Raw genomic sequence first — 15,910 nt, forward strand, 5'->3', positions numbered from 1 at the left:
AGCCGAAGCCGAAGCCGAAGCCGAAGCCGAAGCCGAAGCCGAAGCCGAAGCCGAAGCCGAAGCCGAAGCCGAAGCCGAAGCCGAAGCCGAAACGACCAGAGAGCCGTCGGAATCCGCGGCAGCGAAAGAAACACCCTTTGAACCAACCGAGGGAAAACGCGGCGGATTTGTTCCGGCCCTGATAGGTGGAGTGATTGCCGCGGGCCTTGGCTTTGCGGCGGCCCAAACGGGGCTGGTCTCGTCTGCTGGGTCAGATAACTCGGACGTGATTGCGGCGCTTGAATCGAAGCTCTCGGAACAATCCGATCAGATCGAAGCGCTGACGAAGAAGCTCTCGGATGCGCCGGACGTGTCGGGCCTGACGGATCAGGTTCAGGCGCTGTCGCAAAAATTTGACCCGGTTGATGCAGATCTGACCGCCGTGAAATCCAGTGTCGAATCTCTGACGGGCCAGATCGCGCCTTTGACCGACCGGCTGACCGAGCTTGAGAAGGCGCCCATCGCTGCAAACACCTCGACCGAAGCGACCGCTGCTTTTGAAGCTGAACTGAAAAAGCTGCAGGACTCACTGGCGGCGCAACGCGGTGAGGTCGAAAAAATGGTCGCCGATGCGCAGGCGCTTGAGGCGAAAGCAACGGCCGAAGCGCAAGCCGCGACCAACCTAGCTATCCTGTCGCGCCTGCATGGACAGTTGGATGCCGGTCAGCCTTATTCGGACCTTGTGAGTGAATTGCAAGCGGGGGGGGTGACGGTGCCGGATGCGCTTTCAGCGCCTGCAGATAAAGGGGTTGAGACGCTGTCGTCCTTGAGGGCCTCATTCCCTGCCGCGGCGCGTATCGCTTTGGCGGATGCGCGTGATGCGGATAAAGGCACTGGCGTGATCGCCTTTTTGCAACGCCAGACCGGTGCGCGATCGGTGACCCCTCAGGATGGGGATGGCCCGGATGCCGTGCTGTCGCGTGCTCAGGCGGCCTTGGCCGATGGTGATGTCGCCTCCGCCATGACTGAATTGAAATCCTTGCCAGAGGCGGCGCAGACCGCAATGGCCGATTGGGAACAAGCAGCCCAGACCCGGGTCGCGGCGGTTGAAGCTGCCGATACGCTTGCTTCCAACCTGAACTCGAACTGAAGGACCTGCCATGCTGTGGTCATTGTTTAAGATCCTTGTTTTTGTTGCGATTATCGGCCTTCTGGCCTTGGGTGGTCACTTCCTGATGCAAACCAGCGGCGGGGTTCAGATTACCGTCGCCGGGGTAGAATACACGCTAGGGCCGCTGCAATCGGTGATTGCGCTGGGTGTGCTGGTCTTTGGCGTCTGGTTGTTCTTCAAACTGCTGGGCCTGCTGATCGCGACGCTGAAATTCCTCAACGGTGATGAAACGGCCCTGTCGCGCCATTTCGACCGCAGCCGCGAACGGCGCGGGTATGAGGCGATGTCCGACGGTCTCATGGCTTTGGCATCTGGTGAGGGTCGCATGGCGATGGCCAAGGCCTCTAAGGCCGAGAAACTGCTGAACAAGCCGGAACTGACCAACTTGTTGGTCGCGCAAGCGGCCGAGATGACGGGCGACACCAAAAAGGCCTCGGAAACTTACAAGAAGCTGGTGACCAACAGTGCCACGCGCTTTGTCGGTGTGCGCGGTATCATGAAACAGAAGCTGGCCGAGGGCGATGACGAAACCGCGCGCAAACTGGCCGAGAAAGCCCTGGCGCTGAAGCCGCGCCATGAGGAAACGCAAGATGTCTTGCTGAACCTTCAGACCAAGGCGCAGGATTGGGCCGGAGCGCGTTCGACTTTGACGTCGAAGCTGAAAGCCGGGTACCTGCCGCGCGATGTGTTCAAACGGCGCGACGCGGTTTTGGCCCTGTCCGAGGCCAAGGGCATTCTGGACGATGGCGCAAGCGTCGAGCAACAAGAACAAGCCATCGAGGCCAACCGCCTGTCGCCCGATCTGGTGCCCGCCGCCGCCATGGCTGCGCGGGCCTATATCGAAAAGGGCAAGCCACGCGCGGCCACCAAGATCCTCAAGAAAGCGTGGGAGGTTCAGCCCCACCCCGATCTCGCCCACGCCTTTGCCGAGATTGCGCCGGACGAGTCGGCTCAGGATCGGATCAAGAGGTTCACCGCGTTGACCCGTATCCATCCTGAGAACATGGAAACCCGCCTGATTCTGGCCGAATTGAACATCGTCGCCGAGGACTTCCCCGAAGCGCGTCGCGCGCTGGGCGATGTGGTCGAAGAACAGGCCGATGCCCGTGGATACACCTTGATGGCGGCCATTGAGCGCGGCGAAGGTGCCTCGGACGCTGTTGTTCAGGGTTGGCTGGCCAAGGCCTTGACCGCGCCGCGTGGACCGCAGTGGGTCTGCGAGAACTGCCATGACATTCAGCCCGAATGGGGTCCGGTCTGCCAGAATTGTGGCAGCTTCGATACGCTCAGCTGGCAGACACCTCAGACGCCCGAGATCGCCACAGCCACAGGTGTGCATATGTTGCCTTTGATTGTGGGCGCGCTGGAAGACAAAGCCTCTGCCGAAGAAGTACCCGAGACCGAAGAGGATGTCCCTGCTGAGGTGATCGAGCTGAACGCCGATACGGTCGATGAGACCATAGAGAAGCAGGCCTGATCCAAAAGGCTGAACTTTTCCGGCCCACAGCGGCCTTGCAATAGACAAAAGTTTTTGGCTCCGCCCCCAAGGTGCGCTGCTTTGGTATGTTTAACGCCAGTGTGACGGGTTTCACTGACTTACCGGCAGCATTTGCCGCATTCTCTCGATGAATCGACCAAGCGTCTTAGATTGAGGAGAAACCAAATGAAAATTGATGAAAAAGGCCTGGATAAATTTGAAAAAGAGGCGGACAAGCTCGCGGCGGCGATTGTCCAGCAGTCCAAAATAATTGATCAGGCGGAAAAGGCGTCCCCGGTCGCCAAGAAGACACTGGCACCGTTGAAGAAGGCGATTGCAGTGGCGATGAAGCAGGGCAAAGCTGCACAGAAGGCCATTTCGACTGCCAAAAAGAAAAAATGCATGGACGAAAAAGCCAACAAAGACCTTCTCGTTCAGGTGTCGAAAGCTGCCAAGACTGCATCGGCGGCCAAGAAATTGATCGGTCACGAGGCAACGCATGTAGTGCAACAGGCCGTCCCGAAAGCGAAGCCGAAGCAGATGGAAAAGACCTTCGACGAAAAGCTGAAGTTCTGGCAAAACCTTGAAAAGAAAGCCAAGTAAGTCTGGGACAAAGGCCGGGGCCTACGCAGAGAAGTGCTTTGCTAGGCTCAGACGTCAACGCTCATGGCATGAAATGCTATTCGAGTGATTGGAATGTGAGACTGAGCTCTCCAAACACATGGGCTATTTCCCCGCCACAAATGCGAGAAATCAATGCAATTTAGCTGTAAATTATGTCGTTGGTGTCATAGCTTGACGCGCCAAAACGGAGAAATTCAGGTGTTGCAGTTTTCCGAAAGTCTGAAATGTGTTTCCCAGTTGATTAAGTCTGTATGGAGAAACCGCGCTGAATACAGGCCAGCAACTGATGGCACTCAACGCGCCAGTGGGCCACCTCGTGAGCTCGTGAGGTATGAGTTCAATAGTCCTTCGGCAGTGGTCAAATCGGTGGCAATCGACGAACGAGTTGCTGAGTACCTGTATCAGCCTTAGCGCACGGCAAGCGGCAGAGCGCATTGGGGTCACGTGTAGTACTGTGGCAAATGGCTTCCGCGAATTTCAGGCTAAGGGCTTCATCGCCGCAAACAGACGGTCACCGTTCAGCGCTTAAACGTTGGAGGCGGCGGACAAGCTATCGTCGGCAATGTCGACACGGCGGAAGGCAAGAAATGAAAAATGCCTCTAAACCCATGCAAAGGGCGCACGCCGCTCCGCGATGTATAACGAAGTCAAAACGCACCGGACTTCCTTGCAAAAACCCTGCGGGAAAAGGCTGGGCGGTGTGCCGGATGCACGGCGCAGGTGGTGGCCACGGCTCTGGTAGAGCCAACCCGGCCTATAAACACGGTATACGCAGCCGAGAAGCACAAGAGATGCGCGAAGCAATCAACGAACATGTGCGACTGGCTAAGAAGCTGAAGCAACCGCTAGAAGACTACGTCCAAAGCGCACGCTATCGGCACATGCAGGAAATTGGCAACTTTGCAGAAGAGCTTGGCAGAAATTCACAATCTCAATTCGCCTGACGAAACCAAATGACCTGAATCCAACTTGTTCAGGAGGTTTATATGAATGACCACTTAGCGGAATGTGCGCTGTTTCCCGCGATCATCCTCGCGGAATGCTTCAAATCGAATGTTGGCGACCATCCATGGGTACGGGCCAATCCCGCAATCGCTATTGCTGTTGAAAAGGCAATCTTAGCGATGGAAGAAGCGTGTGAGGCAATCAGTCAAAAGCAATCGGAAGACCCGCGCGGTGCAGTTTCCGAACAGGGTCTGTCGGTATCTACCAACCATTAGATTGAACTCAACAGCGGCGACAGTCGTTAGAACCCGATTGCAGTTGGTGCGACGCGCCGAACTCTTACCCCCTCTTTGAAATCGTTAACCCCCTCGAGGCGCGCCGCCCACGTTTGATACGAGAGAGAAGTGTCTCAATTTCGACCGTCAGATGAATTTGAGAGCTCAGTGTGACACGCAAAAATCACAATCGATTTTGGTGTTGGGCTGAATATAGCGGGGCGGCACATTGCAGTTATAACCCCCGATTGAGCCATCTGTAATGATTGAAACGTACTAAAATGCCACCAAATGCCGCCCACGGAAGAAGACTGACACTGTTGTTTGGGTGTGTCTAAGATTCGCAACGAAACAGACTGTTTCCTGTTTGGAACTTAGAAACGTCCAAATCTAGGGGATTCCCCTAATTTCGCGATGTTTATAGATGGGCTAACTTCAACTCAACGGATCGAACTTCCGTTCTGTTTATCTCGCAAGGGACTGGCCCTTACCCCCGCTGCCAGTCCCTTTCGCACTTCAGGACCCTTGCTCTGGCCAACCCGTCAAAACCTCTGGTGCAGCAACGTCATTCCTCAACAACCACTCATGCATCGCGGTCGAGTGATCCTGCGTTCCTGCCGTGTAGCGGCTTGCGTATAGTACGCTTATCTGGCGCTCAAGTGAAGGCCACCACTGCAACTTGAGCTTCAAATGGTGAGCTTTTAACCTGCTTCAGACTGTGGACTGCCAGTCTGTCACGGTGCGGGACTCAAGCTCTTTGTGTAGGTCAAACGGATTGCGGTTGGGTCAATCAGACATGGGAAACGTTTAGCGAACATCTGGCGTTTGCCCAAGTGGTTTTGGATGCGCATCGTGTGCTTCATGTGCAACTTGTACTACAACACCATTTCCGCCACAGCAATGCGTCAACTGTTCGACGTGGTCGCAGAGCAATACAGACTCAAAAACGCTGAGTCGTTAGGCATGTGAGGTGTAGGACGAGCATCTATAACTCATGCCCGAGATTATCAGAAGTAGCTAGACCATCTAATCCGCTAAAGAAAACCGAAGAACCGCTTTGCTTTCGGTCGCGGGGCAAGAGGAGCGTCATAACGCTCTTGCCCAATCTCAAAATTCTTAACGACGCTTGGTCGATGGGTGCTTGAAAGATACTGAGCAAATGAAGCCGAGAAGCTTGGCGGCACCAAATGCGCATCAGTTCTGCGGTCCCAGAAGAGACAAAACGCTTCGCTAACCCTACGCGCAAGGCGGTTTATGTTTTCCGGGACTTGAATAGCGAAGATATTTTTGGGGAACTTCCGGGTCTCTAGAGGCTTTGCGTCGCGCTCGGATACCCAGTCAAAGAAAGTTTGAAAGAATTCGGCCAGGGATTAATTCTCGCAGAACTTTTGGCCCGGTCGCATATGCGCCCTTCTCACCCCAGAATATTTGCAAATCATGGTGAACGATAAAGCTGCCGGGCTTCACAAGCGCGAGAATTGCTAGCGTGTCTATCGCGGGCCAAGGGTTCGTGTGAGATGCGTCTATGAAGCAAAAAATCAATAGACTTCGGTTTGTGGTAGACCTAAGCCGGCAAGCTAGTGCGGCCTGTTGTTAGTTCAATCTCTACGTTCTTCAGGGCGGGCAAGTCGTTGAGTAGACAGCCCGTTTACTTGGTCTTATCGGCATAGAAATCGTCTGCAAGGTCAAAGCTCTGAATCTAAGCGCCGCTTTGCTTTCAAGCCCAAAGCGGACGTTGCTTTCTCGAAGATGTCAGGATCACCCTGTACAGTCGCAAGTAGTGCAGCGCCTTCCAGCGTCGCGAGCACCGCTAGTGCGTCAGAAAGCGGATCGTCGCTGTCCGGAAATGCGCTGACAAGCCGATCGACCAATGCTGCAAAGAACGTTTTTGCCGCCTCCGCGACCGGTTCAGGCAGACCTCCGCTTTCAGCTGCGAGAAGTCCACAAAGGCACATCTTTCCGTCCTGGTGCAAGCTTTCCGCGAAAAGTTCGCGCAGGCGCTCGACACGCGCGTCGCACGGGCATCCATCCAGTGCGGCTAAGAAACGGGACGTGTAATTTCTGGCCAGTCGAGCGACCAAATCGGACTTGGTCGGGAAGTAATGATGTACACCTGCGCTGGTCAACCCTGCGTCGCGTGCAATGTCTCGGAACGAAAAGCCGTTGTAGCCGACAGTGCGGACCCGCGCCTCGGCGGCGGCGAGGATTTTCTCTTCTGATGTCATACCATCACCCTCGACAATTCTTGCCGCGCTGCATCCATGGCTTCAAGAGCGCCTTCGAGGAAACCACCATGCGACAGTGCGGTTTCAGTTCCTGCAAAGATCACCCTCGGAGTAGGAGTTAGTGTACTATACATAGGATGTGATTTAAGCGGCTCGAGGTCGGCAGACGTGGCGGTTGCCATGTCGGCACTCCAATCCTTTACGATTACGCTGCGTGGCTCGGCTGCTTTGGGGCCAAACAGGCGGACCAGTTGCGCCACAGCGAGAGCTTCGAACCCGGGCTGCCGGGCCGTGCCGGGCATTGCAAAGCCGAACAGAGCACCCTCGGCGCCGTCCATGAGTGACGCGTCATGGATTTCAGCCAGGGGACCTTGATGAGAGATTGCGTCGCCATTCAGGCCCGCGTCGCGCCAGAATGGGGTGTCGTAAAGAGCAACGAGTTTTGCATGCCCGGCCATCCAAGTTGGAACATCCGGAACGACCACACCCATCTGTGCAGCGAGGCGCGGGGGCAACGCCAAAACAACGAAGTCGGCGCGCAATGAAAACCCGTTTCCGATCAAGGTTACGAATTCGTCTTCTTCGATCACACGCCGAACTTCGTGGCCAAGGCACAGCGTTTCAACAACCTTTTGTGCGAGAGCGTCGGTTATCTGAGCGAGTCCACCTGAAACGCGAAGCGCGTCACCCATGGGCGCGAAATCGAAGTCACGACGCACATTGCCCTGAGCATCCTCGAACGCCAATCGTCCATCGCTGTATTGTGGAAATGTTCGCAGCCCAAGCTTGTCTACGAGGGCCAGCATGCGGTGGTTGTGCGGCCAAATCCAAGCAGGGCCGAGGTCATAGCCGCTCTGTGAGAGAATGCGACCGCCTACGCGGTCGCGGGCCTCAAGCAAAAGCACGTCGCGCCCTTCAAGCTTCAGCGCATGCGCCAAAGCGAGGCCGGCCAACCCTGCGCCGACGATGACAATCTCTCCGTTTGGCTTCATGCCACGCTCTCTGCGACGTGACTAAGGTGGCCGGTCTTGATCCAGACTCGCGCCCCGTCAGCGCCAGCGGTCGCCTCGAAACTCGCCCCGACGGGTAGGCGTAACCAATCCCAGCGGGACAGGGTATCGCCACCCTCGTTCAAGCTCCCATCAATCACAAAGACCTCAAGCCCGCCTGAAGCATCTAGAGAGCGCACTGTACCTGCATCCCAGTGTTCCATCGCTACAGTTTCACGTACATCTGTGTGAAGGGGCAACCTGGAAACACCATCTGCTGCTTCAATCCAGCTTGCCTTGCCGCTGTCGATTTGGACCTGATTGCGGTCGCTAGCATCGAATTGGTGGAGCTTTACCAGAATTGTCGCGCCGTCCTGTGCTGCAGGTGTATGAGAAGAGGTCGGCGGGTTCCGCACGTAGGAACCAGTTGGAAAATCACCGTCCTCGTCCTGAAAAGTACCGTCGAGAACCAGGTATTCTTCGCCACCGTCATGCGTGTGGGCAGAGAAGGCGCTGCCGGGCGCGAAACGTACGATGGTGGTGGCACGAGCTACTTCCTCTCCAATTCGGTCAAGCATCTTGCGCTCAACTCCGGGCATCGGGGATGCGACCCAATCGTTCTCTTCAAAATGTACAAGGGTACGTTCATTGAAGTCGGCGTTCACGCGCATGGTTGGGTCTCCTTCCAGTGTCACTGTGTCTGTGCAAATTTACTCTACTTACCTACTGATAGGTAGGTTGTTTCTCGACCCCACTATAGCAACAGTGATCACGCGTTCGTGAACCATTGGTCGAACCGCAGCGATCGGCGGCTTAGTCCGCATAGAGGACATCGTCTCCCTGTTGCTAACCAACTAGTTGCTATTAGTTGCCATTTTGAGCCCATTGCTGCCGTTACCGGCCTATTTGTCTGCTGTGCTTGTACTCGTCCGGTTCGGGTTGCATTGCAAATCTTCGAGGTTTGCGTGGCGAATTCACAGGACGCAGGACTTTGCTGCCTTGTGTCATGGGCTCAGACAGAGGGGATGGAGTTTGAAAACTAGTTCTGGTGACTAGTTAACAAGTGCGGCTTCGGCGCGGCGAACCAAAGGGCATGCAGGACTATGATAGTATGTTCCTTCGGCTAACTCCGGAAAAACCTCAATCAATTCCTGATAACTGTCGGTCTGTATTCAGAACATGTTCGCCAGCATAGAAATTTTCGAGCTTGGCATTCTCGCTGTATATGATTTCATGTTTGTCAAACATGATGTGGACATATCCTACCGTATCACAAGGCTCACGGTAGACCGTGCCTCCATTGCATAGATGTTTTGCTGCACATAGCATTTCGAGCGAATGGAAATACAACTGACACCGCCAACCTGAAACAAGGACGCGATGTTGAGGAGACACGCGGAGCTCTCGCCGATTTCCTATTGCTCCTGACGCAAATTGAATAGGCGCATGCTTACCTCTGCCGCTAACATCACGTTTCCCGATCCATCTGATCGGCAACGACACATGACCAAGCGTTTCGACCAAATCACCATCCTTCAGGTTTTTAATCAAACGATCACCATTTGGAGCTGTCCCGTGCGTGAAACATGCTACTTACGTTTTCTCAATGTTCAGGTAGGTGATTTAGCCCAACCGAGAGCCACAAGACGTAGTAGTGCTTGGCATTGAAGTGCTGAACTTTCATTTCCACGTTGGTAAGCAAAGAGCTGGCCGAACTCTAGGTTTCTTACGTTAGAATTTCCAAAACTGTCCGCTTGGAGTTAGTTTTGGCTTGTTGCATGCGTCACTACAGACTCGGAGCGACTGTTGTATGCCGTGGGTTCAGATAGAGCGCGGGTTACAGATGCCTCTAGCACAGCGCAGCCAAATCCATAGCCAAAATTCGATCCTCTGCTTTGTAGAGCGCGAACTCCTTGGATTTGCGAGACAGCAATGGTTCGACGCGCAGAACTCGTTACCCCTCGATATAGTCGCTGACCTCCTCAGGGAGCGCTGCGTAGTCACAGTATCTCCGTGAAGTGTTCCGATTTCGGCGATGAAAAGAAATCTACGACCATCAATCGACCCTTAAATCACGCGATCCAAGATTTAGATTAAATCGGAGGGTTTCGTGGGGCGAAACGCCGAACTAATTTACTCCCTCAAACCAAATTGGAAAGACCAGAAAGTTCTAAAACCAAAACACATCGCCTTCATCGACAGAATGACATTGTGTCGAAATTGCGACCACGTTTCAGAATGAAATTACCTGTTTCCAAAATGGAAACAAGATGCTTCAATAGTTTCCGCAGAGTTAAGGGTTTTCCCCAATGCCGGCCAATCGGTTTCGCTGACATGATTGTAGCCAGAGAACGATACTACCACTCTGCACCCCCCGAGAATGAGGGGCTGGCTAAGAACCCCCCGTCCAGCCCCTCAGCATCTTCACTATCAATCATTTGTGAAACGTAGGCTCTCCGTTTCTCCCGCTCGGAATGCCTGAGGTGATTACCATACCGCCCGTCATATTCAGCCCGTTAAAATGGGGGTCGGCACGCCAATTGTCAGCACGCTTCAAATTCTGCACCATCGCTTCGAAATAGTCCGGTGTCGGTATTGAACCCAGTCGCATTTGGTCGCCGGGACGATTTCGGTTGTTGTTTTGAGTTTAGCCGCAAGGAGCTCATCAATGAATATCGAGGTTCTCCAACCTAAGCCATTTGATTTTGTCGGCAGCACCATCATGATTGCGGGAAATGCCGTTGGCTTTGAAGGCCATCTTTCCATCTCAATCAGTGAAGTACACGTCGAATTTAGCGGCGCGGCTTCGGCAGGTGCAATCGCGTTGCAGCAGTTTCCACCTAGTGTAGATATTTCAGACAATCCCAACTTCCAGCTTGATCGACTTTTTGTAACTTTGACTGATGACAGTGCCGGTGCGAAGGCGCACTTCCTACTGTCCACGTTCCTGTTTTCTACGCACCACGCATTCTGTCAGGGTATGTTGGTTATCGGAACTACATTGTCGCGCCGGGTGACACGCTGGGTACGATTTCAACGGCTCACTATGGCAATCCGGGTCAAGTTTCTGTAATCCTGCGTGCAAATGCACATCTTATTGACGATCCCAATCTGATTTTTCCGGTTCAGAACTTACGCCTTCCGATATCCTGAGAGCTTTCGTCTTAACCGCGAGAGACGCAATCTCGTTTTTAGTCAGGATTCTCACACCTGCACGAAATGAGTATCTGCCAACAAAAAAGTTCATCAAAGGTTCCGCTGATTTCGCTATGCTTACTGAATATGTGGAAGACCCGGTAGACCCGAAATTACATTGGCAGAGCTTTATGCCCTGCAGAACTGGATCGTGAACGGAGTTCTAATCGCAATTGAGCGCGATCCTATCGCCAAAGACCTTTCGATGAGCTGGAACGTCAAATCACTCAGATGTTGGATATCGCGTTCATCAATGATGACCAATTGATAGGCTCTACGGCGCGCAGGCGGTTTGTACCGCACTGGTTCAAGGAAGACGTAAAGCGATGGAAACTCACAACCTTCAACGCGAAGATAGAAACGGCATATAAACTAGGTTCGTTCCGGGTCGCTTGGAAGAGCAGTAGGTGCACAATTCCCGCCAGTTTCCATTATGAATGGACAGGTCCAAAAGGGGCCGGGTATCAAGGCATAATCCAATGACTACTGCACGTACTATACGGGCCTCTACGCGCGTTTCTCATCAGGTATGAATACCTGCACCATTCTTACCCTCCCTGCCTGCACGAAATCGAGCACATTCACACGAGGTCGCCTGCGATTCAAACGAATGAGAACCTGGTGCCGTGGATGACGGGCGAGATTGACCACGATTATGCGCAGGAACTCGGGACTGAGTGGGATGGCCGGATGCGCTGCCACAAGGTCGCACCGATTGGCCGCGACGATGGCGGGCCAGAGTAGGTTGACGTTGTCGAGGCGCAATGACCACGTGCAGCAGATCACTGAAGGAGGTGATTGGACGACCTTGCTCTTTCAGCTGCAGATAGTCTGTCACGGCTTTTGAGAGCTTTACCGCGTCGACGCTGGCATCATTGGGACACGGCGACGAAGACCCAAAGTCGACCGCAGCTCCCATCGTCAGAAGATGCTTGCCCGGCAGGTCTACGTCTAGGATGCGTAGGTGATACCAATATTCATCCAGTCGCTGAGCAGCTCTTTGCGCTCGGGACTTTGCGACTGCTGCTGACCTTGTCCGCAGCGAGAACGATATTTTCCAGTGGTATAGTGGTGATCAAGGTCCTTCGGGACCCGCCGTGTAAAGTAAAAGACCCCTGCTTTCACAAATGAGAAGGGAACGGTTTTGTTCTCCAGCATGTACTACGCCCTTGGTGAGCTCCAGTTAAAGCTGAAGGGAAGCAGTAGCTTACCTGTTGGGAATGGTGCCCAGGAGAGGACTCGAACCTCCACGTCCATACGGACACTAGCACCTGAAGCTAGCGCGTCTACCAATTCCGCCACCTGGGCAGGTGTCGTGAGGGGGCGTTTAAGCCCAGCGGCGGGGAGGGTCAACCAGATTCGGACAGATTTTTGAAAGTTTTTTGAACCACACCGTTCGGACCCTTTTCGCAGTGGGTTTCTTCGCAGGACACGCGGCGATTTGATGCCTTGTTTCAAAGGGGTTCGGGCGCTACTTCTACGTCAGAGCCACGCAGCAGGAGCCATCGAATGTCGAAACTGGTCACGATCTACGGAGGGTCAGGGTTTGTCGGGCGCTATATTGTGCGCCGTATGGCGGCCAAGGGATGGCGTGTCCGAGTCGCCGTGCGACGCCCGAACGAGGCCATGTTCGTGAAACCCTATGGCGTTGTGGGTCAGGTGGAACCGGTTTTTTGCAACATCCGGGACGATGCCTCGGTGCAGTTGGCCATGCAGGGTGCGGATGCGGTCGTGAATTGCGTGGGTGTCCTGAACGAACTGGGAAAGAACGGGTTTGACGCAGTGCAGGCCGAAGGGGCCGAACGCATCGCGCGTCTTGCGTCCGAGAATGGCGTGGAGCGGATGGTTCATATCTCGGCCATTGGTGCAGATGCCGAGTCAGACAGCGCCTATTCTCGCACCAAAGCGGCGGGCGAGGCCGGAGTTCTGGCCCATATGCCCGACGCAGTGATCCTGCGCCCCTCAATCATTTTTGGGACCGAGGATCAGTTCTTCAACCGGTTCGCCGCGATGACGCGGTTCGGGCCGTTTTTGCCTCTGGTCGGGGCCGAGACGCGGTTTCAGCCGGTCTATGTGGATGATGTGGCGCAAGCGGCCGAGCAGGGTGTTTTGGGGAAGGCGGCCTCGGGCATTTATGAGCTGGGCGGTCCTGAGGTGAAAACCTTCCGGGCTTTGATGCAGCAAATGCTGGAGGTCATTCATCGACGTCGGGTGATTCTGGGCGTGCCTTTCTTTGCCGCCAAGATCATGGCCGGCGTGTTGGACATCTTGAAGTTCGTCAGCTTCCAGTTGTTCTCGAACCCGATCCTGACACGGGATCAGCTCAAAAACCTTCGGCAGGACAATGTGGTCGGTGACAGCGCCAAGGGCTTTGCGGATCTGGGGATTGTGCCGACGACGCTTGACGCTGTTCTGCTGGAGTACCTGTGGAAATTCCGCCCCTCGGGTCAGTATGACGATATTCAGAACTCGGCCAAGAACCTGCGGACCTGATCAGCTATAGGCGATCACCAGCAGGATCGCGCCCAGAATGACGCGATAGATGACATAGGGCGTGAAGCTGACACTGCGCAGCAGGCGCATCATCAGGCCGAGGGCGAGCAGGGCTGACACAAAGGCAAAGAGGGCGGCGACCGCTCCGTCTTTGGCCAGTTGCGCGTCGGCCTGGTGGGCTACGTCGAGGGATAGCAACACGCCCGAGGCGATGATGGTCGGGATCGACATCAGCATGGCGAGGCGCGCGCCTTCTTCCCGTGTATAGCCCAGATGCCGTGCCCCGGTAATGGTGATGCCTGACCGGGATGTGCCGGGAATCAGAGCGATGGCCTGCCAAAGGCCCATGATGGCCGCGTCACGCAGGCCCCAATCGGCGGCGATCTTAGTCTGGGGGCCTTTCTGGTCCATCCAATAGAGCAGCAGCCCGAACAATAGCATGGTCCAGCCGATGACGGCGATGGATCGTAGCGCCTCGGTCAGGCCGGTCAGGTAAAGGACCAGCCCAGCGAGGACAGTCGGAATCGTTGCCACAATCAACCCAAGCGCCAGCCGAGCCTGCGTCGTGTCGGTGCGTCCGGACAGCGCCGCAGGCAGCCCGCGGATTGCTTGTTTGACGTCGGACCAGAAGTACAAAACAACCGCGCCCAGCGTGCCCACATGAACAGCGACGTCGATGGTTTGGCCCTGATCCTGCATCCCGGTCAGGTTGGGCAGCAAGATCAGATGGCCGGACGAGGAGACAGGCAGAAATTCAGTAAGCCCCTGAATGATCGCCACGAGAATCAAGTGAAAGAGACTCATTTACCCTGCCGCACTGCCATCAAATTGCTTTGGGTTTATGGGTATTCTGGTGGTGTCGAAAAGGAAAGATGATAGATAGGTCCGTGTCGGACATAAAAATAGAAAAAAAAAGCAAATATTTTGCGCGCCAGCCGAGATTTTTCTTAATTAGGTCAGCATATATGACTTTTCATATCCGGGGCGATCTCATAAAGAGATGCTTCCAAGCCAATTCATGGAGTCGGACCCGTGGCAAAGCAACCGATGTTGAAATTTGTGCAGATTGACCGTGTCATGCCTGAAAAGCGTGCCGCCGATGACCGCAAAGAAGACTTTGATGAAATCTACGCGGAATTCGCATCGGCCAAGGCTGCAGAGCAAGCCAGCCGCTGCAGCCAATGTGGTGTGCCCTATTGCCAGTCGCATTGCCCGCTGCACAACAACATCCCCGACTGGCTGCGTCTGACGGCGACAGGTCGTCTGGAAGAGGCCTACGCGACAAGCCAAGCCACCAACACATTCCCCGAGATCTGTGGCCGTATTTGCCCTCAGGATCGCTTGTGCGAGGGCAATTGTGTGATTGAACAGTCGGGTCACGGTACGGTCACCATCGGGACGATTGAAAAATACATCACTGACACCGCATGGGACAAAGGCTGGGTGAAGCCCGTCGTTACAACCGTTGAACGCAGCGAAAGTGTGGGCATCATCGGCGGAGGCCCGGGTGGCCTGGCGGCAGCCGACATGCTGCGCCGTGCCGGTATCCAAGTCACAGTCTATGACCGCTATGACCGTGCGGGCGGCCTGTTGATGTACGGTATCCCTGGCTTCAAGCTCGAGAAAGACATCGTCCAGCGCCGCAATGACCTGTTGGCCGAAGGCGGGGTGGAGTTCGTTCTGAACTGCGACGTGGACGCCGCCAAATTTGACGAAATTCGCGCCAAGCATGACGCCGTGATCATCGCAACCGGCGTTTACAAGTCGCGTGATCTGTCCATGCCGGGCAGCGGATTGACGGGTATCGAGAAGGCGATCGACTTCCTGACCGCCTCGAACCGCAAAAGCTTTGGGGACGCGGTTGAAGATTTCGACAATGGTCGTCTGAACGCCGACAGTAAGAAAGTTGTGGTTATCGGCGGTGGCGACACGGCGATGGATTGTGTGCGCACCTCGATCCGTCAGGGCGCGACCTCGGTCAAATGTCTGTACCGCCGTGACCGTGCCAACATGCCCGGCTCGCAGCGAGAAACTCAGAATGCCGAGGAAGAAGGCGTGGTGTTCGAATGGCTCAGCGCGCCAAAGGGTTTCGTCGGCGATGACAAGGTTACCGGCGTGATGGTGCAGAAGATGCGCCTGGGACAACCGGATGCGTCGGGCCGTCAGGCGCCTGAGGTGATCGAAGGTGCCGACTATGTCGAGGACGCCGATCTGGTGATCAAGGCGCTAGGTTTTGAGCCCGAAGACTTGCCCACGTTGTTCGGACAGCCCGATTTGCCGGTCGCGCGCTGGGGCACCATCAAAGCGGCCTTCCAGACCGGTGAGACCGAGATGGATGGAGTGTACGCCGTTGGTGACATCGTGCGCGGCGCTTCTCTGGTCGTCTGGGCGATCCGGGATGGCCGTGATTGTGCCGATGCCATCATCGAGCGGTTCAATGCCAAGGCGGTGGTCGCAGCTGAATAACTGCCATCGTCGAAGTTCAACATTTTCCCAAAGGGATACGCGTTCGATCCAGAACGCCAGCCAAAGACCAA

The 15,910-nt window shown here is 55.1% G+C and carries 15 protein-coding genes, 1 tRNA gene and 1 pseudogene; 9 read left to right on the plus strand and 8 right to left on the minus strand.

Translation table 11 applies throughout. The features are described 5' to 3' along the window. From ACR0JF_RS22200 to ACR0JF_RS22220, 5 genes are all read left to right on the plus strand, one after another. A partial coding sequence (locus tag ACR0JF_RS22200; protein ID WP_480669933.1) for a COG4223 family protein occupies positions 1-1,129 on the plus strand: 1,129 nt, incomplete at its 5' end. Between the two features lie 10 nt (positions 1,130-1,139). Further along, the gene (locus ACR0JF_RS22205) at positions 1,140-2,627 is read left to right on the plus strand and encodes a heme biosynthesis HemY N-terminal domain-containing protein (protein ID WP_170661034.1); all 1,488 of its coding nucleotides are present in this window, start codon (positions 1,140-1,142) and stop codon (positions 2,625-2,627) included. Between the two features lie 186 nt (positions 2,628-2,813). Further along, entirely contained in the window at positions 2,814-3,230 is a 417-nt protein-coding gene (locus ACR0JF_RS22210; RefSeq protein WP_170470608.1) for a hypothetical protein, read from the plus strand. 608 nt (positions 3,231-3,838) lie between these two features. Then, positions 3,839-4,195, plus strand: coding sequence for a hypothetical protein (locus ACR0JF_RS22215; protein WP_170661035.1), 357 nt, complete (start codon positions 3,839-3,841; stop codon positions 4,193-4,195). A gap of 42 nt (positions 4,196-4,237) precedes the next feature. Further along, entirely contained in the window at positions 4,238-4,471 is a 234-nt protein-coding gene (locus ACR0JF_RS22220) for a hypothetical protein (RefSeq protein ID WP_170661036.1), read from the plus strand. A 1,685-nt stretch (positions 4,472-6,156) separates the two neighbouring features. Here the strand turns inward: ACR0JF_RS22220 and ACR0JF_RS22225 are convergent. The 4 genes and pseudogenes from ACR0JF_RS22225 to ACR0JF_RS22240 form a co-directional block, all read right to left on the minus strand. After that, positions 6,157-6,696, minus strand: coding sequence for a TetR/AcrR family transcriptional regulator (locus ACR0JF_RS22225; protein ID WP_170661037.1), 540 nt, complete (start codon positions 6,694-6,696; stop codon positions 6,157-6,159). Then, on the minus strand, positions 6,693-7,688 hold the full coding sequence (locus tag ACR0JF_RS22230) for an FAD-dependent oxidoreductase (protein WP_170661038.1): 996 nt from the start codon (positions 7,686-7,688) through the stop codon (positions 6,693-6,695). The genes ACR0JF_RS22225 and ACR0JF_RS22230 overlap by 4 nt, the downstream gene beginning before the upstream one ends. Beyond that, positions 7,685-8,356, minus strand: a complete 672-nt coding sequence (locus ACR0JF_RS22235; protein WP_170661039.1) for a cupin domain-containing protein — start codon at positions 8,354-8,356, stop codon at positions 7,685-7,687. Before ACR0JF_RS22235 ends, ACR0JF_RS22230 begins: the two co-directional genes overlap by 4 nt. A 469-nt stretch (positions 8,357-8,825) precedes the next feature. Further along, positions 8,826-9,260 (minus strand): annotated as a pseudogene (locus tag ACR0JF_RS22240) (Hint domain-containing protein); the annotation flags it as partial. 1,093 nt (positions 9,261-10,353) lie between these two features. Here ACR0JF_RS22240 and ACR0JF_RS22245 point away from each other — a divergent pair. Together ACR0JF_RS22245 and ACR0JF_RS22250 are read left to right on the plus strand one after the other, a co-directional pair. After that, on the plus strand, positions 10,354-10,758 hold the full coding sequence (locus tag ACR0JF_RS22245) for a hypothetical protein (RefSeq protein ID WP_480669936.1): 405 nt from the start codon (positions 10,354-10,356) through the stop codon (positions 10,756-10,758). Positions 10,759-11,111: 353 nt separating this feature from the next. Next, complete coding sequence (locus ACR0JF_RS22250) at positions 11,112-11,363, plus strand: SOS response-associated peptidase family protein (protein ID WP_170661041.1); 252 nt, start codon at positions 11,112-11,114, stop codon at positions 11,361-11,363. 40 nt (positions 11,364-11,403) lie between these two features. On the opposite strand, the gene ACR0JF_RS22255 is transcribed toward ACR0JF_RS22250, so the two are convergent. The 3 genes from ACR0JF_RS22255 to ACR0JF_RS22265 all read right to left on the minus strand — a co-directional run bounded on the left by ACR0JF_RS22255 (position 11,404) and on the right by ACR0JF_RS22265 (position 12,188). Continuing rightward, positions 11,404-11,922 carry a hypothetical protein gene (locus ACR0JF_RS22255; RefSeq protein WP_480669947.1) on the minus strand — a complete coding sequence of 173 codons (519 nt, stop codon included), beginning with the start codon at positions 11,920-11,922 and terminating at the stop codon, positions 11,404-11,406. Further along, positions 11,832-12,038: a hypothetical protein gene (locus ACR0JF_RS22260; protein WP_170661042.1), complete on the minus strand. Its 207-nt coding sequence runs from the start codon at positions 12,036-12,038 to the stop codon at positions 11,832-11,834. The genes ACR0JF_RS22255 and ACR0JF_RS22260 overlap by 91 nt, the downstream gene beginning before the upstream one ends. Positions 12,039-12,101: 63 nt before the next feature. Further along, positions 12,102-12,188 (minus strand) — tRNA-Leu (locus ACR0JF_RS22265). A gap of 201 nt (positions 12,189-12,389) precedes the next feature. Here ACR0JF_RS22265 and ACR0JF_RS22270 point away from each other — a divergent pair. Continuing rightward, a complete protein-coding gene (locus ACR0JF_RS22270) occupies positions 12,390-13,373 on the plus strand; it encodes a complex I NDUFA9 subunit family protein (RefSeq protein WP_170661043.1) in 984 nt (327 codons plus the stop codon). Here ACR0JF_RS22270 and ACR0JF_RS22275 read toward each other — a convergent pair whose 3' ends face one another. After that, positions 13,374-14,177, minus strand: a complete 804-nt coding sequence (locus ACR0JF_RS22275; protein WP_170661044.1) for an undecaprenyl-diphosphate phosphatase — start codon at positions 14,175-14,177, stop codon at positions 13,374-13,376. 228 nt (positions 14,178-14,405) lie between these two features. On the opposite strand from ACR0JF_RS22275, the gene ACR0JF_RS22280 reads away from it, so the two are divergent. Beyond that, entirely contained in the window at positions 14,406-15,839 is a 1,434-nt protein-coding gene (locus tag ACR0JF_RS22280; RefSeq protein ID WP_170661045.1) for an NAD(P)-dependent oxidoreductase, read from the plus strand. Positions 15,840-15,910: the final 71 nt, after the last annotated feature.

The organism is Ruegeria sp. BG11, from assembly GCF_056538565.1.